Annotated in this window: 20 protein-coding genes and 1 pseudogene; 12 read left to right on the top strand and 9 right to left on the bottom strand. The window is 38.5% G+C overall.

Going from position 1 to position 23,526, the window contains the following annotated elements; translation table 11 throughout:
* The first annotated feature begins 51 nt into the window (after positions 1-51).
* Entirely contained in the window at positions 52-1,809 is a 1,758-nt protein-coding gene (gene thrS, locus B3209_RS00105; RefSeq protein ID WP_296662597.1) for a threonine--tRNA ligase, read from the top strand.
* Here the strand turns inward: thrS and B3209_RS00100 are convergent.
* Complete coding sequence (locus B3209_RS00100; RefSeq protein WP_296662599.1) at positions 1,806-2,468, bottom strand: hypothetical protein; 663 nt, start codon at positions 2,466-2,468, stop codon at positions 1,806-1,808. The two genes, thrS and B3209_RS00100, sit on opposite strands and share 4 nt — an antisense overlap.
* 30 nt (positions 2,469-2,498) lie before the next feature.
* The gene (locus tag B3209_RS00095) at positions 2,499-3,080 is read right to left on the bottom strand and encodes a C40 family peptidase (RefSeq protein WP_296662602.1); all 582 of its coding nucleotides are present in this window, start codon (positions 3,078-3,080) and stop codon (positions 2,499-2,501) included.
* A gap of 167 nt (positions 3,081-3,247) precedes the next feature.
* On the opposite strand from B3209_RS00095, the gene fabV reads away from it, so the two are divergent.
* Entirely contained in the window at positions 3,248-4,465 is a 1,218-nt protein-coding gene (fabV, locus tag B3209_RS00090; protein ID WP_296662605.1) for an enoyl-ACP reductase FabV, read from the top strand.
* Between the two features lie 115 nt (positions 4,466-4,580).
* Here the strand turns inward: fabV and B3209_RS00085 are convergent, their stop codons facing one another.
* Positions 4,581-5,726 carry a hypothetical protein gene (locus tag B3209_RS00085; protein ID WP_296662607.1) on the bottom strand — a complete coding sequence of 382 codons (1,146 nt, stop codon included), beginning with the start codon at positions 5,724-5,726 and terminating at the stop codon, positions 4,581-4,583.
* Positions 5,727-5,938: 212 nt separating this feature from the next.
* Between B3209_RS00085 and B3209_RS00080 the strand changes: the two genes are divergently transcribed.
* The gene (locus B3209_RS00080) at positions 5,939-6,961 is read left to right on the top strand and encodes a LacI family DNA-binding transcriptional regulator (RefSeq protein WP_295795435.1); all 1,023 of its coding nucleotides are present in this window, start codon (positions 5,939-5,941) and stop codon (positions 6,959-6,961) included.
* Here B3209_RS00080 and B3209_RS00075 read toward each other — a convergent pair.
* Together B3209_RS00075 and B3209_RS00070 are read right to left on the bottom strand one after the other, a co-directional pair.
* A complete protein-coding gene (locus tag B3209_RS00075; RefSeq protein ID WP_296662610.1) occupies positions 6,921-7,598 on the bottom strand; it encodes an epoxyqueuosine reductase QueH in 678 nt (225 codons plus the stop codon). The two genes, B3209_RS00080 and B3209_RS00075, sit on opposite strands and share 41 nt — an antisense overlap.
* 1 nt (position 7,599) lies before the next feature.
* A complete protein-coding gene (locus B3209_RS00070; protein ID WP_296662612.1) occupies positions 7,600-8,529 on the bottom strand; it encodes a diacylglycerol/lipid kinase family protein in 930 nt (309 codons plus the stop codon).
* A gap of 192 nt (positions 8,530-8,721) precedes the next feature.
* On the opposite strand from B3209_RS00070, the gene B3209_RS00065 reads away from it, so the two are divergent.
* From B3209_RS00065 to B3209_RS00045, 5 genes are all read left to right on the top strand, one after another.
* Entirely contained in the window at positions 8,722-9,786 is a 1,065-nt protein-coding gene (locus B3209_RS00065; RefSeq protein WP_296662615.1) for a PTS transporter subunit IIC, read from the top strand.
* A gap of 47 nt (positions 9,787-9,833) precedes the next feature.
* A complete protein-coding gene (locus tag B3209_RS00060) occupies positions 9,834-12,239 on the top strand; it encodes a putative glycoside hydrolase (protein ID WP_296662618.1) in 2,406 nt (801 codons plus the stop codon).
* Positions 12,236-13,624, top strand: coding sequence for a tRNA uridine-5-carboxymethylaminomethyl(34) synthesis GTPase MnmE (gene mnmE / locus B3209_RS00055; RefSeq protein ID WP_296662621.1), 1,389 nt, complete (start codon positions 12,236-12,238; stop codon positions 13,622-13,624). Before B3209_RS00060 ends, mnmE begins: the two co-directional genes overlap by 4 nt.
* Positions 13,625-13,658: 34 nt before the next feature.
* The gene (locus B3209_RS00050; protein WP_296662624.1) at positions 13,659-14,465 is read left to right on the top strand and encodes a hypothetical protein; all 807 of its coding nucleotides are present in this window, start codon (positions 13,659-13,661) and stop codon (positions 14,463-14,465) included.
* Positions 14,466-14,558: 93 nt separating this feature from the next.
* The gene (locus tag B3209_RS00045; protein ID WP_296662626.1) at positions 14,559-14,975 is read left to right on the top strand and encodes a hypothetical protein; all 417 of its coding nucleotides are present in this window, start codon (positions 14,559-14,561) and stop codon (positions 14,973-14,975) included.
* Positions 14,976-15,027: 52 nt separating this feature from the next.
* On the opposite strand, the gene B3209_RS00040 is transcribed toward B3209_RS00045, so the two are convergent.
* Positions 15,028-15,921, bottom strand: a complete 894-nt coding sequence (locus tag B3209_RS00040) for a DUF4349 domain-containing protein (RefSeq protein WP_296662629.1) — start codon at positions 15,919-15,921, stop codon at positions 15,028-15,030.
* Positions 15,922-16,118: 197 nt separating this feature from the next.
* Positions 16,119-17,000: a PHP domain-containing protein gene (locus B3209_RS00035; protein WP_296662631.1), complete on the bottom strand. Its 882-nt coding sequence runs from the start codon at positions 16,998-17,000 to the stop codon at positions 16,119-16,121.
* 117 nt (positions 17,001-17,117) lie between these two features.
* Here B3209_RS00035 and B3209_RS00030 point away from each other — a divergent pair, with 117 nt between their 5' ends.
* On the top strand, positions 17,118-18,398 hold the full coding sequence (locus B3209_RS00030) for a Crp/Fnr family transcriptional regulator (protein ID WP_296662634.1): 1,281 nt from the start codon (positions 17,118-17,120) through the stop codon (positions 18,396-18,398).
* Between the two features lie 229 nt (positions 18,399-18,627).
* On the opposite strand, the gene B3209_RS00025 is transcribed toward B3209_RS00030, so the two are convergent.
* The gene (locus B3209_RS00025) at positions 18,628-19,188 is read right to left on the bottom strand and encodes a flavin reductase family protein (RefSeq protein ID WP_296662636.1); all 561 of its coding nucleotides are present in this window, start codon (positions 19,186-19,188) and stop codon (positions 18,628-18,630) included.
* 385 nt (positions 19,189-19,573) lie between these two features.
* Here B3209_RS00025 and B3209_RS00020 point away from each other — a divergent pair, with 385 nt between their 5' ends.
* Positions 19,574-20,155, top strand: a complete 582-nt coding sequence (locus B3209_RS00020) for a shikimate kinase (RefSeq protein ID WP_296662639.1) — start codon at positions 19,574-19,576, stop codon at positions 20,153-20,155.
* On the opposite strand, the gene B3209_RS00015 is transcribed toward B3209_RS00020, so the two are convergent.
* A complete protein-coding gene (locus B3209_RS00015) occupies positions 20,074-22,314 on the bottom strand; it encodes a patatin-like phospholipase family protein (RefSeq protein ID WP_296662641.1) in 2,241 nt (746 codons plus the stop codon). The two genes, B3209_RS00020 and B3209_RS00015, sit on opposite strands and share 82 nt — an antisense overlap.
* Before the next feature lie 287 nt (positions 22,315-22,601).
* Here B3209_RS00015 and B3209_RS00010 point away from each other — a divergent pair, with 287 nt between their 5' ends.
* On the top strand, positions 22,602-22,823 hold the full coding sequence (locus B3209_RS00010; protein WP_296689264.1) for a hypothetical protein: 222 nt from the start codon (positions 22,602-22,604) through the stop codon (positions 22,821-22,823).
* Positions 22,824-22,960: 137 nt separating this feature from the next.
* Positions 22,961-23,526 (top strand): annotated as a pseudogene (locus tag B3209_RS00005) (hypothetical protein); the annotation flags it as partial.

Here is a 23,526-nt window from a genome sequence, read left to right as displayed (position 1 = left end):
AAAAAAGAATAATCTATGATGTTAATAGTATAGAATTTCGAGGAATTGAAAATGGCAGTTGATGAAAAATTACAGACAATACGCCACAGTTGTGCGCACGTAATGGCAGAAGCAGTTTTAAATCTTTTTCCGGGAACAAAAATTGCAATCGGTCCTGCAATAGAAAATGGCTTTTATTACGATTTTGATTTTCCAGAAGGACACAAAGTCTGCGCGGAAGATTTTGCTTCAATAGAAAAAGAAATGCGCAAAATTATTTCAGGCAACCACGATTTTGTCCGCAAAGAAGTTTCAAAGGCAGAAGCTCTCGAGCTTTTTAAAGATCAGCCTTACAAAGAAGAACTTATAAAGGAACTTCCAGAAGGCGAAGTTATAACAACTTATGAGCAGGACGGATACCTTGACTTGTGCCGCGGTCCTCATGTTGCGAATACAAAGGAAATAAATCAGCAGTCATTTAAACTTATGAGCATTGCCGGAGCTTATTGGAGGGGAGACGTAAAACGTCCGATGCTTACACGCATTTACGCAGTTTGCTTTTACAAGCCGAATGATTTAAAAGATTATCTTACGATGCTTGAAGAGGCAGATAAACGTGATCACCGCAAACTTGGCGTGCAGCTTGATTTGTTCCATCTTGATCCGGAAGATCCAGGTCAGATTTTCTGGCATCCGAATGGCTGGACAATGTACGTAACTTTGCAAGACTATATGCGCGAAAAAATCCGCAAAGACGGTTATATGGAAGTAAATACGCCGGCTATAATGCCTCGCACTTTGTGGGAACGTTCCGGACACTGGGGACACTACCAGAAAAATATGTTCGTTACTGAAAGTGAAAAGCGTATGTTTGCAATCAAGCCCATGAACTGTCCTGGCGCACTTGAAATTTTCAATTCAAGAGTCCGCTCTTATAAAGATTTGCCAATGCGCCTTGCAGAATTCGGACATTGTGTTCGAAATGAACCGAGCGGAACTTTGCATGGAATTATGCGTGTACGCGGATTTGTTCAGGATGATGCGCATATTATCTGCACAGAAGAGCAGATTGAAAGTGAAGTTTCTAAATTCTGCCGTTTGCTTCTTGATGTTTACAAAGACTTTGGATTTGACAAAAATCTTCTTGTAAAGCTTTCTACAATGCCAGAAGATCATGTTGGCGACTTGGAAACTTGGCAGCACGCAGAAAAAGCTTTGGCAGCGGCTTGCAAATCAGCGGGAATGGAATACGAAATTCAGCCGGGCGAAGGCGCATTCTATGGACCTAAGCTTGAGTTTACGCTTATAGATGCTCTTGGCCGTCAGTGGCAATGCGGAACAATTCAGCTTGACTATCAGCTTCCTAGCGCAGAACGTCTTAACGCTGAATATATTGGCGCGGACAATCAAAAGCATCATCCTGTAATGCTCCATCGCGCAGTTCTTGGTTCTCTTGAACGTTTCCTTGGAATTTTGATTGAAAATTATGCTGGCGTTTTCCCGGCTTGGCTTTCGTTTGAGCAGGTGGCGGTTGTTCCTGTTGCTTTTGAATTCAATTCTTATGCTGAAAAAGTTGCTGATGAACTTAAGTCGCTTGGTATTCGTGCAAATGCTTATACAGATGACAGCAACATGAAAAATAAAATCAAGAATATTTCAACTGAGCACAGAACTCCGTATATTCTTGTTGTTGGAGAAAAAGAGCAGGGAGAAAATTCCGTTACTTGCCGTTTTAGATTTTCATCCAAGATTCCGCAGAAGACATTTGCTCTCAAGGAATTTGAAGACTATGTTTTGGACAAAATTAGAACTCATTACAATGGAATTTAGAAATCTATAGATAAAACTTTTTCTTCAGATAAAGTCAGAAAATCCGTAAGTGGAATAGAAAATTGTTTTGTTTTTCCAGCAGGCGAAACAAGCGAAAGTTCCACTGCGGATTTTTTTAGTTCCTGCGCAAGATTTTCACCGTAGACAACTGCAATTAAATCTGCATATTCGCTGGCAGTCATTTTTTCACCTGTAAAAACCGGAGCCATAAGAAGGTCAAAAAAACTTTGTGTTTCAGCAGGAAGCGTTGAGGCTAATTTTTTTATATTTTCCGGGCTGAATTTTATTTTTAATGATTTTTCATTTTGAAATGCAAAGCTAGAAAAGTTTCCTGTTCCAGAAATATTCAGCTTGGAAAATTCAGGAGATGAAATTTTTACATTTTTAAATTCTGAATTTTCTAGCGCGGATTTTATTTTTTTTGTATCGAAAATTACAAGCTCGCTATTTGAATCAAGTCCGCCGCTGGAATTAATTTCGCTTAGTCCGCTAGATGCTTCTTTTATTGCGCTTGAAATTGCTTCGCCTAAATCAATTTTTGCAGCAAGAGTCTGCATCCCGCTTTTTTCTGCTTTGACTTGAATTAAAGATGCGCAGCCTGTAAATGCAAGAAGTGTAAAAAGATAAAAGGTTGCGCATATATATTTTGCTCTTTTCATATTATTGAAAACAGTTTTTTGCGGAAAATGTTACTTTTTTTGAACTTTTGTAGTTTGCGCTTTTTTATTTGCAACCTGTACTTTTTTTGTGCGCGGAAGAATTCTTCCGTAACCAAAGAAGTGGTTTTTCCAGAAACGCTCGCTAATCAATGTAAGCTGTACGCCTGTCTTTGGTCCATCGCTTACTGCCGAAACGAAAACGCGCTTTCCGTTGAATTCAGTAATTGGTCCGCGGTAAACTCCGCAATAAAGTCCGATATGTGTTACGCGGTCAGAGTTCGGATCGTTTTTAAAGAACATCAAGTCGCCTGGCTCTTTTTCCTTTGGATCTATTTTTATTACGCGGCTGCTGTTGTAAATTTCATTTGCGGTGCGTGGAAGTTGAATGCCTGCTCCGTTTCTAGCTGCGTAGTCTATGAAGCCGCTGCAGTCGAATCCTGTTTCTGGATCTGTTCCGCCGTAAACATATTTTGTTCCTACAAATGAAAGCGAATATGTTATAAGTTTTTGTCTTCTTTCTGAAACTTTCGGGGCTGCAAAAATTCCTTGAATAATTGCAAGGGAAAAAATAAAATAAAATGAAAGTTTGAAAATTTTGCTGTGCTTTTCCATATTTAATACCTCGGAGAAAATTCGATTTTAGCTTACGCCTTTCAAAAAAATAGTGCCATAATGCTGAAATTTTTTCAAGAAGACAAGAAGGTTTGACATATTGACGTAAAATGTCAAAATAGATAGACTTTAAAATTATAACTATATTTTTTACAGGAGACTTTAAAATGATTATTAAACCGATGATCCGCAGCAATATGTGTATTAATGCCCATCCAATTGGCTGCGCAAAAGAAACTGAAAATCAGATTAATTATGTTATAGCTCAAAAAGCCAAGCGCGGAACTAAGACTTTGGCGGAAGGCGGAAAAGCTCCAAAAACTGTTCTTGTTCTTGGTTGTTCTACAGGCTACGGACTTGCAAGCAGAATTACAGCTGCTTTTGAATATGGAGCTGACACAATCGGAGTTTCATTTGAAAAGCAGCCTACACAGGTAAAAGGCGGAACTCCTGGCTGGTACAACAACATGGCGTTTGACAAGGCAGCAGAAAAAGCCGGATTAAAAGCAAAGACTTTCAATGCGGATGCTTACAGCGATGAATGCCGCGCGGAAGTTATAAAGCAACTTAAAGACTGGGGTGCAAAAGCCGACCTTGTTATTTATTCTTTGGCAAGTCCTGTTCGCACAGATCCAGATACAAAAGTAATGTACCGTTCAGTAATCAAGCCTATTAATCAGGTTTATTCTGGAGCGTCTCTTGATATGATGACTGGGAAAATTACTCAGGCTTCAACACAGCCAGCGGAAGGAGATGAAATTCCGAACACTGTAAAAGTAATGGGTGGTGAAGACTGGGAAAGATGGATTAAGCAGCTTTCAGAAGCAGATGTTCTTGCAGACGGATGCCGCACTTTGGCTTATTCTTACATTGGACCTTCTCTTTCTCATCCAATTTACCGCGATGGAACAATCGGCGAGGCAAAAAAGGACTTGGAAAAACGTGCGCACAATATTGATGTCGCTCTTAAGGCAAAAGGCGGAGCTGCTTATGTAAGTGTTAACAAGGGACTTATTACACGTTCATCTTCAGTTATCCCGATTATTACGCAGTATCTTGGAGTTCTTTTCAAGATTATGAAGAAGCAGGGAACTCACGAAGGATGCATTGAGCAGATGGAGCGTTTGTTTGCTGAACGTCTTTACACTGCCGACGGAAAAGTTCCTGTAGATTCAGAGAACAGAATTCGCATGGACGACTGGGAAATGGATCCAAAAGTTCAGGATGAAGTAAACAAAGTTATGCCGGCTGTTACAGAAGAAAATGTAAATGAGCTTGTTGACTTGGAAGGAATCCGCCACGACTTCTTGATTATAAACGGCTTCGATGTTGACGGCGTTGACTACAACAAAGAAGTTACAGATATGACAAAAATCGAATACTAACTTATAGTCATTAATTGTGTAAAATGTCATTGCCGGGCATAGACCCGGCAATCTTTTAAATGATATTAGATTCCCGCATCAAGTGCGGGAATGACAGTTTTAGTCTGATATTTTTTTAGAATACAACGCAGACGCCAGCCCCAACGGAATTTTTTCTTCTGTCAGTGTCTGTGGAAATGTCTCCGTATACAGTTGCTATAAATCCTTTTGCAATTTCAAAGTCAGCACGAGGAATTATGTTTGCATAAGTGTCTGTGTTTCCTTTGTAGCGGCTGTCAAAAATTCTGATTGTGCTTTCAACGCTTAATGAAAGGTTGTCTAGCAAGTTGTATTTTACAGCCGGAATTATAGAAAAGAAATTCAAAGTATTGCCGTCTTTGTCTGTGTAAGTTTCATCTCTAAAATGCTGGTAGCTTGCGATTCCCAAAAGCAGTTTGTCAATTCCTGTGTATTCAATGTTTTCAACAAAAACAAACTGGGCCGGTTTCATTTTTTGAATTTCAGCTTTTCCCATTCTGAATTCGTTCCGTGTTTTTTGCTTCTGATAAATTCCTTCCGCGCTGAATTTAATTCCGTTTGCAAATTTCAAATTTACATTTGCGTATCCTGCTCCGGCTGCGGCAATTGCTCCCCTAAGACTAAAGAAATCTTTTGTAAAATTTATTCCGCCTATAAATGCGTTTTTTCCGAATTCTTTTGTTCCGTTGTCATAGCCGTCTTTTCTTGGGTAAAATTTTTCACCTTTTGAATATGAATACAAATAATCTTGAACTATTGCGCCGCCAACTTTCAATTCTGGAGTGATTGAATAAACTGCATAGCCGCCAGTTTTTTTTGTGATAAACGTGAACTGCTCAAATCCGGTTGAAGTAAAAAACATATCTTTTATTCTCCCGCCTGAAACAAAAAGTTTTTGGTCAACAAATTTTCCCCAGGCGTTTGCATAAGTTATCTGTTTTTCGCTGAAAGTGATTTTGTCAAATGAACCTGCGTACTGGTATCTTACGCTCGCTCCGAATTTTTTTTCTGTTCCAATAAATTCTCCGTCAAGCCTTATGCGTGAAAATTCATCGTCGCCAAAATAATCGCCCTTTGTCCAAGTTGCCGCGGAAAATGAATTGATGTCGTCATTGTCTTCGCCTTTCGCGCCGTCAAATGCAGTTGAAATTCCAGAGCGGACATGGCCGGAAAGTTTAAAAGTCTGCGCGGAAACAAAAACCGATGTGCCCGCCAGAATTGCTAAAAAAAAATATTTCTTCATAGAAAACCTCTTATGTTGTCTTATGCTAACGATTTTGCCTTTGCAATTCAACTATTCAAAAAACTTAGGCTTCCAATATTCATTTAAGTCGTTTATAATATTTAGCTGTCATTATCGGGCTTGACCCGGTAATAATCTATTGTAAATTTATAGCAGATTCCCATGTCGTAGCATGGGAATGACAGTATAAAATCGAACCTTAAGGTGTAAATATGAAATCTGCGGTTACTCAAAACGATGTCGCAAAAGAAGCCGGCGTAACACGGAGCATGGTAAGCTATGTTATAAGCGGAAACTCTGACCGTTCTGTTGCTCCAGAAACACGCAAAAGAATTTTGGATGCGATAGAAAGACTTGGCTACAGACCGAACAAAGCGGCGCAGGCTTTGCAGCAAGGCGATGTTGGTTTTGCAGCGAATAAGCTTGGCGTTGTTCTTTGCGCTTCTGAAACTTTTTTGCGTCCGTATTATGCGGAAATACTTTCTGGAATTCACCTTGAAGCGCATGAGCAGAATTTTCAGGTGAGCTTTATAAGATTTTTCCATGAGCTAAAAAATCCGGTTTTGTTTAACAGTTTGATTCACGAAGAGGAAATAGGCGGACTGATTCTTGTTGCAACAGATCAGTGCTTGAAAACTGATGAAGATAAAAAAATCATCGACAAAATAAAAGGGCGGCTTTCTAAAATTGTCTGCATTGAATTTCAGTATGAAGGCTTGAGTAGCGTTATGTTTGACAGACAGGCAACTGCGCAGCGGGCAACAGAATATTTGATTCAAAAAGGTTTTTCTGAAATTGGATATATTGGCGAGGACGATGACCGTGTGCATGGAGTTCAGCTTGCTTTGTCTGAAAAAAATCTTGATGCAAAACGGGACAACTTTTTTATTGCTGAAACTTTTGACATGAGCGGCGGATTCAAGGCAATCGATTCTTTTCCGGCTGATAAAAAATTTCCACGCGCAATTGTTTGCGGCTCTGATGAAGTTGCAATTGGAGTTCTTCGCGGCTTAAGCAAAAAAAATATTTCAGTTCCGAATGATGTTGCGATAATCAGCATAGACAATATTGAAATTTCAGAATATACGTGTCCGCCTTTGACCACGATGAATGTGCAGAAAAAAGCAATGGGCGAGCAGGCTGTTAAAATGATTGTTTCTGGAACGGCAGGAAAAGATGAATGCGCGCTTAAAATTATGCTTCCGTCTTCTCTTGTTGTCCGTGAGTCTTGCTAGAATTTTCTGCGGAAAAAATGCAGCCGCAATATTGCTGCCGGTAAAGTGAAAATTCCTTGCTAAGCTCAAGGCTTCTAAGAAATCCACCTTTCTTTTTAAAGTCAGAAAAAAGCCACTTTGGTTTTCCGTTTGCGCATTCAGAAAGTTCTTTTCCAATTTGATTTATTTTTTCTGAATCCTTGAACGGGCTTATTGAAAGTGTTGTGCAAAAATAATCAAAGCCGTTTTTTTGCGCAAATTCAAAAGCGCGCTTTAACCTGAATTTATAGCATCTTCTGCAGCGTTCTCCTTTTTCTGGCTCTGTGGCAAGCTCTGGATTTTCCTTGATTTTTATTGCGTCATAGAATTCCTGTGGAATATAACAATCTTCCATGAGCTTTACAAAATTTTCTTTTGCCGGAAAAAATTCAGGAAGAAAATTTTTTAGTTCTTCAAGCCGCCTTTTATATTCTTCTTGTGGAAAAATATTTGGATTGTAATACAAAATTGTTATGTCAAAAAATGAAGAAAGAAATTCCAAAACATAAGATGAGCAAGGCGCGCAGCAACCATGAAGCAAAAGTTTTGGCCTGTTTTCTGGCGGAACATTTTTTTCTAGCGATGAAAGAATTTTTTCAAGTTCGATTTGATAATTCATTTTAAATGCCAATCATCTTTAGTTTTTTTTCAAAATTGCGGACTGTTATTCTGCAAGTTTTTTGGTAGACTTCGCCGTCTGTGTGTAGCCAAAGCGGAATTGTTGTATTGAATGTTGCGCTTGAAAATTCTATTAAATTTATTCCTGGAAAAAATCCGTGCAGCCCAAAAAAGGCAGTTGGCAATGCAAAAAGAATTCCTGGAACTGACTTGTTGTTAACAATGCACAAATTCATTTTTCCGTCTGTAGGATTTGCCTTTGGACAGAATTTAAATCCGCCGCCTTCATAACGGTGAACCATTGAGGCTGCAAAAAGAAATTTTTTCAGAACAAGTTTTTTGCCGTTGTCAAATTCAACTGTGCAGTCTGCCTTTGGAGCATGAATAATTTGGTTCAATGCAATTGCAAGATATGTCAGTTTTCCAAGTCCGAATTTATTTAAATTTCTTTTTATAAATGAATGTGAAGATTTTTGACAGACTGCCGCATCAAATCCTAAGCCTGCGCTTACAACAAATTTTCTTTTTATTTTTTCTGTAATTATTTCACCTAAATCTAGTTCAACTGGGTTTGTAGCTGAAAGTATTTTTTCAAGGCATTTTTTTACTGATTTTGAAATTTTCATATCGCGCGCAAAATCGTTGCTTGAGCCTGTTGGAATATATGCAAGCATGACAGTTTCAAAATTTTGTATTCCCTGAACTGCGTCATTCAAAGTTCCGTCTCCGCCAAGAATTACAATTGTGCAGTTTTTTTCCGCCAAAGATTTTTCGCTGATTCTTGAGCAGATTTTTGTAACGTCTCCATGCTCTTTTGAAAACTCAACGTCGTATAGAATTTTCTTTGAAATCAAAACAGGCTCGATTTTATTTTTCCATAAACGAAGCCCTTTGCCTGAACGCGAAACTGGATTTACAATAAAATGAAACATTTAAAAAGAATATCACAAAAATTCAAAAACGTCAGCGGATTGTTTTTTTCTTTTTCCTTTGATAAAATAAAATTGTAACGATGATTACGTTGTGATGACTGTCGGTTGAATCCCACAACCTAACGAGCCTACGAACGCTCCTATCACTGCATTTCCAAGTAAGCAATCTAAAAAATTTTTAAAGGACTCTCTATGAACAAGTATGTGAAACGCTACTTAATTGATGCGATGGGCGGAATGGCGCAAGGACTTTTTGCGTCTCTTTTGATTGGAACAATTGTAAAGACTTTAGGACAGCAGTTGCTTAGGCTTGGAGCAAATCCTGTTTTTGAATTTTTTGTTTCAGCAGGAAATTTTGCCTGTGAACCTCATGTTGTTGGCGCGGCAATGTCTGTTGGAATTGGATATGCGATGGGAGCATCTTCGCTTGTTTTGTTTACTCTTGTTGCAGTTGGCGCGGCTGCAAATGTTTCAGGCGGGGCTGGAGGTCCGCTTGCAGTTCTTATAATCGCAGTTCTTTCATGTGAATGCGGAATGCTTGTAAGCAAAAAAACAAAAGTTGACATAATTGTAACTCCTTTGATTACGATTGTGGCTGGAGTTTTTTTTACTTTGCTTTTTGCAAGCCATATTGGAAAAGCCGCCTATGCCTTTGGAAATTTAATTATGTGGGCAACAACTTTAAAGCCTTTCTTGATGGGAATTCTTATTTCTGTAATTGTCGGTCTCCTTTTGACTCTTCCAGTAAGTTCTGCGGCGGTTTGCGCGGCTCTTGGTCTTACAGGACTTGCTGGCGGAGCTGCTGTTGCCGGCTGCTGCGCTCAAATGGTTGGCTTTGCAGTTATGAGCTTTAAAGAAAACGGCTGGAGCGGAATTTTATCTCAGGGACTTGGAACTTCAATGCTCCAAATGCCAAACATCGTAAAAAATCCTCGGATATGGATTCCTCCTACGCTTGCTTCTGTTATAACCGGTCCGATTGCAACTTGTCTTTTTAAAATGCAAATGAATGGAGCTGCGGTTTCAAGCGGAATGGGAACTTGCGGTCTTGTAGGACAAATTGGAATAATAACAGGCTGGTTTGAACCTTCACAAGCTGCGGTTGCGCATGGAGCTGTTGCTGTTTCGCCAGGAATTTTTGACTGGCTTGGACTTGTTCTTGTTTGCTTTGTTCTTCCAGCTGTTTTTTCTGTTTTGTTTTGTTTTATATTAAAAAGAATCGGCTGGATAAAAGACGGCGATTTGCTTCTTCAGTAAAATTTAATTCTTCTAAAATTTAACGCTGAAATGCCGATAAGAAGACCATGCGTATATTCTTTTTAAAATTGTGCATTTCAGCATCGGTTTTTTCTATTTTTTCAGGAATTTCTTTTGCCCAGTCAAAGCCTTTGTATAAGCTTCCGGAAGTTTATCTTGAAAGAAGAGTTTCTGAAAATCCAGAGCCGTTTTTAATCGGAACAGACACAGGACTTTTTAAAATTCTTCCAAGCGGAATTGCAGATCCTTTGTGGACGGAAGGAAAAGTTGAACGCATTTTAAGAACTCAGGCAAAATGGTTTTTTGTTACAGAAAAAGGGATTTATTCTTCCTTAGATTTAAAGGAATTTACGCAGCGCAATATAGGACTTCCTTCATTAATTGTAAAGAATTATGAAAATGGAAATAAAGAAATAGTTCAAAAAATGCCTCTTTTAAAAGACATTTGCGCAGATCCACTGAATCCAGATATTTTAGTAACAGCCACAAAAGATGACGTTTTTATAACACGCGATGGAGGTTTGTCCTGGAAATCGCTTGGTTCAGCAAGCAATTATACTTCTGGAATGAAAGCGGTCGCAGTTTCCCATATGCCGGTTTATGGAAAAAATGGAGAAATTGAAAGCAGCGAAATTGTTGTTTTTATGTCGCATCCTATTTACGGTTTTAGCTATTGCCGCGCCGATGAAAAAAATCCAAAGTGGATTGACGTGAGCGCAGGTTTTTCCGCAATGAAGAGCCTTACGCAAGTTGATGAAATTTCTGATATTTTGCCAGTTTTGTGCCGTGATTCATCTGGAAACATTTATGCAGAAATTTATCTTTCCCAGTCATTCATTCCGAACATTTACAGATTTGACTGGCGGACAAAAAAAGCTGAAAAAATTTACCAAGGCGAAAATCCGTGCGATGCGATTGACGGACTTTGTCAAAACGGCTCTAACTTGATTTTTTCAACAGTCGGAAAAATCCTTTCGCTTTCTCTTGAAACAAGGGAAATTTCAGAAATTTCAAGCTTTAATTCTTGGAGGGAAAATTTAACTGCTGCAGGCGACACTGTAAATTCAGCTTTTGTTCCTAAAAATATTTCGCAGCTTGGAACGAATGTTACTTTGAATGAACTTTGGCTTTTGAATCCAGAAACAATTCTTTCTCCTTGGGCTTATCTTGCAAACAAAAAAAAGTCAATTTATGCGTCAGTTTATCAGCTTAGAAATTCTTCGGGAATTGAAAAATATAAAAAAATTGTTTCTGACAACAAGCTCAATTCTGTTGTAATCGACATGAAAGATGACTACGGACTTTTGAGGTTTGAGCCGAACAGCCAGCTTTTAAAGCAAAAAGGAAAAGTTACTCAGTACAAAATTGACTTGGAGCAAGTTGTAAGCGAATTTAAAAAAGACGGCGTTTATCTTATTGCGCGCATTGTTGTTTTTAAGGACCGAAATTTAGCTTCCTATGACAAAGGAAAATATGCGGTTTGGAATTCCCGTACAAATTCGCCATGGATTGGAATCCGCGGAAAAGAAGACGTTACTGATGAAAGTGGAAATCCGGCTGGAACAAAAACTGTTTACTATGATGAAAATTGGGTTGACCCTTACAGCGAGGAAGTTTGGGAGTACAATGTTGAAATTGCAAAGGAACTTGTTTCCCGCGGCTTTGACGAAATTCAGTTTGATTACATAAGATTTCCGACTGACGGAACAAATTTAAATTCCGCAGTTTACAGATGGCGCGACAAAGGCATGGTAAAAGAAAGCGCGTTGGTTTCGTTTTTGTCTTATGCCCGCAAAAATATAAAAGCTCCTATTGGAATTGATATTTACGGAGCGAACGGCTGGTACAGAAGCGGAACAAGAACTGGACAGGATGTTGAGCTTATGAGCGAATATGTTGACGTTATTTGTCCGATGTTTTATCCGTCGCATTTTGAACAGGATTTTCTTGAGTATCCGCCTTATGAAGAAAGAGCGTACAGAATTTATTTTTACGGCTCATTTAGAAACACAATAATCGGCAGGAACAGAATTATTGTGCGTCCTTGGATTCAGGCATTTTACATGGGCGTAAGGCATGACAGAAAATATTATGACAAGAATTATGTTTTGCGGGAAATTTTTGGTGTGCGTGATGGTCTTGATAGAGGATATATGCACTGGAACAATTCCGGCGGATATTATGAAGACATAAGCCCGGATCCTAAGGACAACGAAATTTCTCCGTGGCATGAAAAAGAATGTGATTTGCAAAAAAGAATTCCGGCATTCAGTTTGGGAATAAAAAATTCTTTAGATTCCGATTCGCAGGATTTGGAGCAGAAAAAGGAAAATGCAAAGGACATGATTTCAATTTGGAATTCTGTGCTAGACAATGAACTTGAATACGAAAACGCAAGTGTTACAACAAGAAATTTTCTTCATGTAAAGCCTGTGTTCGGTGGAAGCAAATGAATAAATATACGCCGGAAGAACCTATAGCGGCAATTGCAACTGCGCTTGTTCCTTCTGCAATTGGAATTGTCAGGACTAGCGGTAAAAATTGCATTGGGCTTGTAGCTAAAATTTTTTCACGCAAAAAAGCACTTTTGCAGGCTGCTGGAAATTCTCTTGTTTACGGCTGGATTGAAGATTCAAGAATTCAAAGTGGAAATAAAAAAATTGATGAAGTTATGCTTGGCGTTTACAAAGCTCCAAAGTCTTTTACAGGCGAAGATATGATTGAAATATTTTGCCACGGCGGAGTGAATGTTGTAACTTCAATTTTTTCCTTGCTGCTTGAAAATGGTTTTAGAAAAGCTGAGCGCGGAGAATTTACATTTAGGGCTTATATAAACGGAAAAGTTGATCTTACAAAAGCCGAGGCCGTAAAAGAAATAATAGACAGCCGCACAAATATTTCCAGAAGCCATGCCGCCGGACGTTTAAGCGGAAATCTTTTTGAGCAAATTTCTTCTATTAAAAAATTGATTTTGGACACAATTGGAAACATTGAAGTTGAAATTGAATATCCAGAAGACGAAGAAAATATTTCAGAATCATTTGACACTTCATTGCTAAAAAGCGCGCAGAAAAAACTTTCAGGCTTGGCTTCTTCTTGGAAGGCTGAAAAACTTTATCAAGACGGAGCAAGAATTGTTTTGTGCGGAAAAACCAATGCCGGAAAATCAAGTCTTTTCAATTCACTTTTAAAAGAAGAACGCGCAATTGTCAGCAGCATAGAAGGAACAACACGGGACTGGCTTGAATGCTGGACAGATTTTGCAGGAATTCCTGTGAGGCTTTTTGATACTGCCGGTCTTAGAAAAACTTCGGATTTAATTGAAGAGCGCGGCGTTGAGCTTGCAAAAGATTTAAGCCAAGATGCGGATGTTATTCTTTATCTTGTGGACAGTTCAAAAGGAATTTTAAAAGACGATTTGGATTTTATTGAAAGCCAGAAAAATATTCCGGTTGTTTTGGTTTTGAATAAATGTGATTCCTTTGACTTGAATTTGGACGGAATAAAAAAAGTCTGGAAAGATTCTGTAAAAATTTCTGCAAAAAATAATATTGGAATAGAACAGCTTATTTTAAAAGTAAAAGACATTTTGTTTGACGGCGAAAAAACTGAACGTGAGCAAAGCGGACTTGGTTCAGCGCGGCAAAAAAAATCAGTTCAGGAAGCATTGGAGCGGATAACGCATGCTTTGAAAATTTCTCAAGATTCCAGCTACGGGCTTGATGCGGTTGTTCAGGATTTGGAAGATTCTTTGGAAAGCCTTGGCGAAGTTGCCGGCGAAGTTTCTCCAGATGATGTCCTTGAAAATATTTTCAGCCGTTTTTGTGTCGGCAAATGACAACAGATTTTTTTTTCAGTATAATCAGATTCAAATGAACGAAATTGATTTTTTAGCGGAAGAAATTTTTTTACGGTACGGAAATGTAAAGCGTGCTCGCGGACCGTTTTTGTACACAGAAAAAGGCAAACGTCTTACAGATTTGTATCAGGAAAATGGCAGGGCAATTTTAGGCTGGGGCGGCTCTTCTGCATTTACAATGCTGAAAAATGCTATAGACCGTGGAGCAACCGGAAGCTTTAAAACTTGTTTTTCAGGCCGGCTTGAAAAATCTGTAAATGCGCTTTTCTTTGGATGCAAACGCAAAGTTTTTATTTTTGCAAAAAAATCTGACTGCCTTTCCGCCGCTGTAAAAATCAGTCCTCAAAACACTTTTGTCTGGAAGCCTTGGAGCGAAACTGCTTTTGAAAACGACAACGCAGACTGCATAATTTTTGAACCGGCTCTTCCTTGGACAAGCGGAATTTATATTCTTGCTGCAAAAACTGATTTGGCTGAAAAAATTCCGCAAGATGTTTTAAAGGAAACAATAAAACTTTCTTCGCCAATTGAAGCTGCTATTACACGCTCAATTTATAATTTGATTTCGGCATTGCAGGCTCGGCAGGAAAAAGACTGGTTTATTTACGATTTGGCTTTGACAAAATACTGGCAGAGAAAAGGTCCTTATCTTTTTCCAAAAATTCCAAAAGAGCTTTATGTAAAATTTATTTTGCATTGCCTTGACCTTGGAATTGTCGTAAGTCCTGTTTATGAGCAGCCGAGCATTGTTCCATTTGGAGCAGACAAAGGCGTTTTTGAAATTTTAAAGAAAAATCCGTTTGTTTATAAAGAAGACTAAGCGTTTTAGAAATAAGTGGATTTTTGCTCAAAACTGAATTATATTTGATATAGGCATTTTTATATTGCCGAACATATTTCTAGGAGGAAAAATATGAGAACTGAAAAAAGCGGATGGACTGCGGCGCTTTTGATTTTGCAGATTGCAGTTGGAGCGATGCTTGCTGTTGGAGGAATATGGGCTTTGCAGGGCGATGGAGATTTTGCTGCAAGAGCAATTAAAGGGCTTGTTTCTGGCAATGTAGGAAATATTCTTGTGCTTGCATTTGGAGTGATTGAGCTTCTTGTTGGCGTCTTTATGATTTTAAAGATTGTGATTGGCGATCGCTTTGGAAGCTTTGGAACTGTTTTGGCTCTTATTGCGATTATTGTTTGGATTGTTGCTATTGTTATTTCAGATATTCTTGGACCTAAAGGAATCCTTAGCGGCGGCTCAAAAAATTTCCTTGAATGGCTTTATACTTTTGCCCAGCATCTTATTATTCTTGGCGCGATTTTAGCAGTAAGATAAATTTAAAGTTCAACTCAAAAATCAAAAAGCCCGGCAAAAACGCCGGGTATTTTTATTTTCTTATTCTTGCAAAAAGTTTTCTTAAAAGTCCCACTTTTCCAAATCCGAGCCAGTAAAGGAGCATAAGGAATAGAACAGAAGGAACTCCAAAAATTACAATATACAATGCAGTGAAAATAAATTTCACAAAGAAATTCAGTATGTTTGCAAAGAATTGGCGCAATTGTGAATTTGTGTCGGGCATTACAAATCCGCTTTCATTTTGGTTTACAGGAAGTTCAGCCGTAACATAAATTGTAGAATAATCAATTTGAGACTTTAAGCGGTTCATTTGCCCTTGCATGCGTTCAAGTTCAGAAGTTACATCGTTGATTTTTGTTTCAATCTTTAACATATCCTGCATATCTTTTGCTTCTGAAAGATATTTTTTGAGCCGCTCAAGCAAAACTTTTCTAGTCGAAAGCCGTGTGTCCAAATCATAAAATTGTTCTGTAACATCGCTGGAATTTATATTTTTTGATTTGAGTTTTCCAATTTGTCCGCATTCCTGCATTGCCTGAGAAAAAGAGCCACTTGGAATTTTTGCTGTTATTCTTATGGAGCTTGTGTTTTCAGACGAATCTGAAATATATCCGCCAAATTTTTTTACCCAAGATTCAACAGATGATTTTGACTCTGCAAGATTTGAAACTTCAATTGTAAGGTTTCCTGTGTAGACAAGTTTTCTGTCTTGGCTTGTCTGCTCTGGTTCAGAAGGAAGTTCCGCTGAATCTTCAAACACCATCTCCTGCATCATGTTCATTGCAGAATCTGCTCTTGCTGACATTTTCATTGATTTTGCCATTGGCGCAAACATTTCATTTTTTACAGCTTGATTTTTTCCGCATGAAATAAATAAAAACGCCGCAACTAATGCTACTGCTGATTTTTTTAAAAGATTTTTCATTTTTCCTCCAAAGTTGTGTCATTGTTTGGTTTCATAAAAAGTGTCATTTTCGGGTTTGATCTGCGATGTTTCTGAAAGAAACTCGATCAGAAATCTATTGCAATTTTATAATAGATTCCCATATCAAAGTACGGGAATGACAATGTTTAAGCTATGCATTTAAAATAATCCATTTTGCCTTGGGTTACAATTTTGCGTTATTCAGCTGAAAATGTGTGGTTTGTTCCGCCGTGAGCTTTTTCCAAAGCGGGCTTTAGCTGTTCTGTCCAAAATCTGTCTTCGATTTTATAGCCGCCTGACGAGTATCCGATTTTTCTATCAGCGCGGACTTTTTCGCCATGGAAATCGCTTCCTGCTGTTGTAAACATTCCAAGTATTTCTGCCAGTTCTTCAAGCCGCCGTGCTTCGGAAAGCCTGACTCCTGGATGATGCGCTTCAAGCCCTTCAACGCCTGAATTTTTTATTTCGAGCATTGTTTCTTCCATTTTCCCCCAAGCAACGTACATTGACATTGGATGCGCCTGAACTGGAATTCCGCCTGATTCTTTTATGGCTTCCACGGCTTTTTTTAAATTTTCCCCGGTTTTATTTACGTAGCAAGGACGGCCTTTTGCAAGAAACAAGTCAAATGCCTGCTGAGTTTTTTTTATTATTCCTTTTTCCATGAGAAGTTTTGCAAAGTGAGGTCTGCCGATTGTTTTTGTGCCGGATTTTTCCACAAGCTCTTCATAAGAAATATCGATATTTTGTTCTTGAAGTTTTTGGATTATTTTTTTGTTTCTTGAATCCCGCTCAGCTCTTAAAAATTCAATTGTCTCAAGAAGTTTTTTTCCAGGCTTTTTAAGTCCCAGTCCAAGAAGATGAAATTCTCCGCTCGGCCATTCTATAGAGATTTCTATTCCCGGAATAAATTCGATTCCAAGCTCATTTGCCTTTTTTTGAGCTTCCAAAATTCCGTCTATATTGTCATGGTCTGTAAGCGCAATTGCTGAAATTTTTTTTTCTGCGGCGTAGGAAATTAGCTGGCTCGGTGTGCAAGTTCCGTCGGAAGCTGTTGAATGTGTATGCAAGTCTATCATGCGGAATTCTCTTAAACAAGGTAGCATAAATAAAAACTTTGTGGTATACTAAACAAGTATAGGTGTTTTTTCAAATCAAGGCTCTTTTTAGAGTTTGTTGGTTTTGCGAGGAAGGTTATGTCAAAAGTTGTGCAATTCAGCAAAGGCTCTATTATTTTTTTTGAAGGCGACAAAGATGAAAATATTTATATTCTCCAGTCAGGCGCAGTTGCTTTGCGCAGCATGGATTTGGAAACTGGAGAGCAAATTTCAGAACAGCTTCATATTGGAGAATTCTTTGGCGTAAAAAGCGCGCTTGCCAAAATGCCAAGTTTGGTAACTGCTTCCGTGCTGCTTGATTCGACTGTTGTTCAGCTTTCAGTTTATGAATTTGAAAAAATGTTCGGCTCAAAGGCTTTTATCACAGAAAAAATGCTTAGAGTTTTCAGTAAGTCGCTTAGAGACATTCATAAAAAAACAGAGCAGTATTTGGGCGGAAACAGCATTTCAATTTCGCCGGAACACGGAATGTTTATGGTTGCCAACGCTTTTTACAATGACGGCCAGTTCAAAAGTTGCTGCGATGTCCTTACTAGAATTTTAAAGCTGAATCCTAATCCTGCGAACAAAGTTGAAATTGCAAAGCTTTTTACCAATGCAAATACCCGAAAAGGCAGAGAAAATGCCCGCAATATTTCTTCCGAAGATATTTCCGCAAAATCTGGAGGCCTTTCTGTAAACCAGTTTTCACTTCCTGCTTTTGACCGCTTTACAAAAAAATATAAGCGCGGAGATGTTATTATAAGCGAATTTGAACCGGGCGAAACTTTCTATCTTATAAAATACGGTGAAGTTCAGATTGAAAAGTGCATAAAAGATCAGAATAAAAGCCTTGACATTCTTGGCAGCGGAGCTTTTTTTGGCGAAATGGCGATTCTTGACAATTCCCAGAGAAGCGCGTCTTGTGTTGCTAGAACTGATGTTGCCTGCTTGGAATTCAACAAGGAAAACTTTAAGGCGCTTGTCCTTGGAAATCCGCAGATTGTAATGAATCTTCTTAAGCTTTTCTGCAAAAGAATTTACGACCAGAACCGCCAATTTAAAATTGTTCTTATAAAGGATATTTACACAAGAATTTGCGATGTGTTTTTAATGTACGATGAACTTGCAGGCGGATCTTCAAGAAGAAAAGATGACGACGGAAACTTTAAGCGCAAATTCTTCATTACTGCAAACGACATTGCAAGCTGGGCTTCTATTCCGCTTGATCAGGCAAAGGATTGTCTTGTGCGCCTTATGGACCGCGGAAAGATTCAGATTTTTGAAGATTACATGATTGTTTCAAATATTCACGACATAAGAAGAATTGTTGACTCATATTACATGAAGCTTGGCTCAACAACAAAACAGCCTACTTAATTAGAAAAGTATTTAACCGACTGTCATTTGCGTATTTTGCTTATAGTGTCATTCCTGTGCTATAGCACAGGAATCTATGTTTTCAAGAAGATGGGGATGTCCCAAAAGTATCTTTTTTGTCATTTTCAGGCTTGACCCGAAAATCTAAATGCATATATTGCAATCATTTAGAAATTGCTAACCGAGTTTGCTATGCAAACATCGCCGGATTCTTCCCGGCAATGACAAATTATTTCAGTTCAAGACCGATGCTGAACGCTTTTCCTGCAAAGTCGCCGAGCTTAAGATAATGCTGGTTTACAGGATCATAAGAAATCGGATTCAGCTTTTTCACGTCAACTTTTCCGTTTGAATCAAGAACCGAATCGTCAATGCTCACGTTCACAATTTGTCCAAAAAGATGGCTTGTCTTTTCATCGTAGCTTATGAGATTGCACTCAAGCGCAAACGGAAGTTCTCTGATAAGCGGAGCGTCAACAAATTCCGACTTTTCTGCATGGAATCCCGCCTTTGCAAATTTATCAGGCGTATTATTTGCAGAAACAAGCCCGACGTAATCACATTCCTTTGCAAGCTCCGCAGTTCCCACGCTAACCGTAAACGCCTTGCGCTCAAGGATGTTTTTTACAGTTTTGTGAGACGCGCTCAGGCAAAGTCCTATTTCCTTTTCATCGCTGATTGCGCCCCAGGCTGCGTTCATTGCGTCCGGAGTTTCGTCATTGCCGTAAGAAGCCACGATAAGCACCGGCATAGGATAAAGCCATTCTTTTGCACCAAAATTCTTTCTCATAATTCCTCCAAAAAAATCAAATAGAAAATATCAATTTTCGATTTGATTTTTTAGCATATTCGCAATGAAATGAGAATATGCAGTTGATAATAAAGTTTGCAACGCAAACTTTTATGTCGAATGTCGAGTTTTTATAAAAATAGCTACTAAACAGTTATTTCTATGCTAACAAGGCTGTCATTGCCGTGCTTGACACAGCAATCTACTGGAAATTTTCAATAGATTATCAACCGAGTTTCTTTCAGAAACATCGCAGGGTCAAGCCCGATAATGACAGTTGCAAAATTCGATATTTAACCTTTTATTTAATATACAAAAAATTTTGCGGTTTGACATTAAGTATTTAAGGTTGACCGGCGGTATTTTTTTTATGATAATCAGCCTTATGAAAAACAATGTGATTCTAATTGGAATGCCTGGAGCCGGAAAAAGCACAGTCGGTGTTGTGCTTGCAAAACTCTTGAATTATAAATTTGTTGACAGCGATATTGTGATTCAGCAGAAAATGAAGAAAAAACTAAATGAGCTGATTTTAGGGCAAGGCGAAGAATATTTTAAAAAGATTGAAAATAAAATCAATTCTGGCTTGAATGTAAAAAAATGTGTTGTTGCTACAGGCGGAAGCGTTGTTTTTGGAAAAGAAGCAATGGAGCATTTAAAAAAAATTGGAACGGTTGTTTATTTAAAAGTGGACTTTGATTCCCTTGAAAAACGTCTTGGAGATTTGGATAAAAGAGGAGTTGTACATAAACCTGGAGAAACTCTTATGGACATTTTTAATGAGCGCGCTCCTCTTTATGAAAAATATGCGGATATAATTATAGATGAAACTAATTTAGAAATATCTCAAGTTGCAAGGAAAATAGAAGCCGCTATTTTTAGAGGCTATCTTAGTCCCAAGGTAATGCACCATTCCAAACTGGAATTCATGCTTCCGCCGAAAACTAAATTTCCAAGGAGAGTGTGAAGCACAAGATAAAGTTCTCCGCCAGCTTCAAATTTTTTGTCTGCAAAAAGTTTTTCCGAAGGCGAGTTTTGGTCAATAAACGGATCATAACTTGAGCTTACCGCGGCTTTTGCTTCTGCTACGGCGAGCAACGGAAGTCCTGCAATATTTGTTATTTTCTGCCTAAAAGAAATTCCTGCAATTGCAAAGTCGCGCCGCAATGTTCCTGTAGGATAGCCGCTCATTCCGTCCGCGCCGCCAAAGTTGCAGTATCCGGAATTTAGCTCGTAAGGAAATCTGTTGCTGCAGAAAACAGAAGAAAGCCCAATTGAGTTTTTTTCGTCCGCAAGCTCAAATCTTTTTTCTGCAGAAAACCTAAAGTCGTAAATTAAATCATTTTGCATATCGTCTGTTTTTCCGCCGAAGTTAAATATGGATTCCACTTTTCCGCCGTAAAGACAAGCGTAATCGTTGTGCAGAGTTGTAAAAATAATTTCGCTGTGAAGATAGCTTGTGTTGTGCCATTTTTCTGTTGCGATTAATTTTTCTGCAGAATGCGCGATGCCGGCTTTTGCTGTAAAATAATCTGTGTGCCTGAACCTTATTCCGCCGAAAATTTCAATTCCTCTGTCTTCCGCAATCGTTCTGTCGTTAAAATAAATATTTGTCGCCGGGGAACAGCTTCCGTATTTGAGTGAATTTTTAAAGTCAAGGCTTAATATGTTGTCTTTAAAATCCGCCAGCTTCGGGAAAAATTCAGTTTCAAAAATTATTGTGTTTCCGAACGAAAGCCTAAAAAGGGATTCAATTGGAGCGCGCAAAAAAACTCCTGCTGTAAAATTTGGATCTACAGAAAGATATTTTTGAGGCTTGTAGCTTGCAACTGAAACAGATGAAGTTCCTGTAAAAAAAATCTGATTCATCTTTTGGTCGTAGTGGTTCGCAAGAATTTCAAGAGTTGCGGACTTGTTTTCGTTTTGGCTTAAAGAATAAGTGAGCGATGAAAGATGATAATGTTCCTTAAGCCTGCCTAGTTTTTTTGTAAGCTGCTTTTTGGTTTTGTCATCAAGTTTCTGCCCAAGGAATTTTTCAAATTCTTTTTCCGCGGGAATTGGAACTGGCTTTAAAAATGAAATATCTTTTACAATAATTTTATCTATAGAAAAATCCGGCATTTTGTTGTATTCGCTTTCACGGTTGTAGTCTAGTTTTTCAAGTGTTCTTCCGGCTGATTCAATTTGCCTTGCAATCTGCGAAATTTTATCTTTGTTCTGTTGAACGCAAATTTCTCCTGCTCTTACAATTTGATGTGGCTTCATAAAATCAAATGTGCTGAATTCTGAAAGATCTGGACGCAAAACAATGTCCGCATAGCTGTACTGTTCAACTGCGTTAGAAGAAATAATCAAGTTGAAAATCTGCACAGCTACAGAATAAAAGTCAGAAAGAGTTTCTGGAGGAGTGTCAACAATGCTTGCAACGTCCATTGAAATTACAATGTCTGCGCCCATTTCCCGCGCAAACTTAACCGGAAGATTGTTTCTAAGTCCGCCGTCCATTGAATACAAGCCTTTTTTTACTTGAGCTGGCGTAAAAACTGCTGGAATAGAAATGCTTGCTCTTACCGCGTTTACGAGAGAGCCGCTTTTAAATATCAGCTCCTTGCCTGAAATTGCGTCTGTTCCAATTGCCCTGAACGGAATCGGAAGCTTGTCAAAATCTGTAACTGGAAGAATTTTGCTAAGGTGATTGCTAAGCTCGCAAATAATCTGCTGGTCGCCTATGATTCCAGGAGCTGAGCCAAATTTTCCGTCTGCAATTGAAAACGAAAGAGTTATGCCGTCTGTTTTTTTTGAAAATGCTTCGGGCGGAATTTTTTCTGGAGTGGAAGGGCGTTCGTTTAGAATCGTCATAAAATCCATGGACAAAAGCGTTTGCCTGATTTGCTTTGGAGTGTAGCCCGCAGCGTAAAGTGAACCAATAAGCGCGCCCATGCTTGTTCCCAAAACCATGTCCGGGCGGATTCCTTCATTTTCTAATGCTTCAAGAAGCGGAATTTCTGCAAGCCCTTTTGCACCGCCTCCGCTTAGAACTAGCGCAATCTTTGGATTTTTTGCAAATGAAAAGCTGAATGAAAAAATTGAAAGTAAAACCGCCGATACAACAGATTTAAAACTCATGTCAAAAGAATAGCATTTAGTAGAAAAAAAATCAAAAAAATGCCCTCAAATGCTGACAAATAAAATATTTTGAATCATAATTATAATATACTGTCATTCTTTATGCGGAAGATCTCCGGGTCAAGCCCGAAGATGACAAGGAAACTGTTAATGCGGATTATCCGGTCGAGCCAGATAATGACATAGGATCAAGCCGGATAATGACAAGAAAACTGTCATTCCCATTCTAAAACACAACTGTCATTCCCGTGCGGCGACACGGGAATCTCTAACAAGGAGGAATCTTTATGAAAAAGCTAATTTTTTCTATTTTACCAGCATTTTTATTCGCATTTATTTCGTGCATGAACATGAGCTCTGGCTCTGGCGAAAACGGCTCTGTTCGTATTGCCTTGCCGGGAAGCGAGCGCGCCACATACACTTACAGCAGCAGCAACGCAAAAAAATACATTGTGCGCCTTTATAATGACGACTTTGACCAAACAGAAGAAGGAACTGTGGGGGGGTAATAGAATTTCCTGACCTTGAGTCTGGAAAATACACTGCCACAGCCGAAGCCTGGAACACAGACGAAAACATCCTTGAAGGCAGCGGAAGTACAAAAATTACCGTAAGTGCCGGCGAAACTTCCGAATGCAACATCAAAATGATTCTTGAGGGACAAACCGCGTACTATTCACAGTACATGATTCTTACGGATTATAACAACACCAAATATATCTACGACTACAAAACGGTTCAAAAAGCTTCAACAGGCTTTACTTTAGGAGATTCCTATAATGCCGTGGAAGATAACAACGGACAAGTCTACCATATAAAAGACAGCAATTTATATAAGGACAATGAATCTGTTTTACAGATTAGCAACACATCAAATCTTATAAAAAATCCTCTTTATTATGACAATACAACAAATACATATTGGATTGGTCTCGAAAATGTCTGTAATTTCTATTTACAAAATTCTGTCAACAGTTACGATACTAGCATTACTCGGCATATTCTTGCTTTAAAAGGTGAAAGTTTTTTAAACTTTGCAATTCAAGAAAATAAAGCTTACCTTGTATATATAGAAAAAGGTGACCCTATTGCAAATATCAGATATTATACAAAAGATGAAAATGTAAGTTTAACAAAACAAAATGGAATTCAACTTTCAACTATTGGAGTTTCCGGCGAAGTTACAGACATGGCGGTTCTTGAAGACGGAAC

This window comes from Treponema sp. UBA6852, from assembly GCA_002449305.1.
Taxonomy (GTDB): domain Bacteria; phylum Spirochaetota; class Spirochaetia; order Treponematales; family Treponemataceae; genus Treponema_D.
Note: the sequence above shows the minus strand (reverse complement) of the source record. Positions and strands in the feature narration are given on the sequence as shown.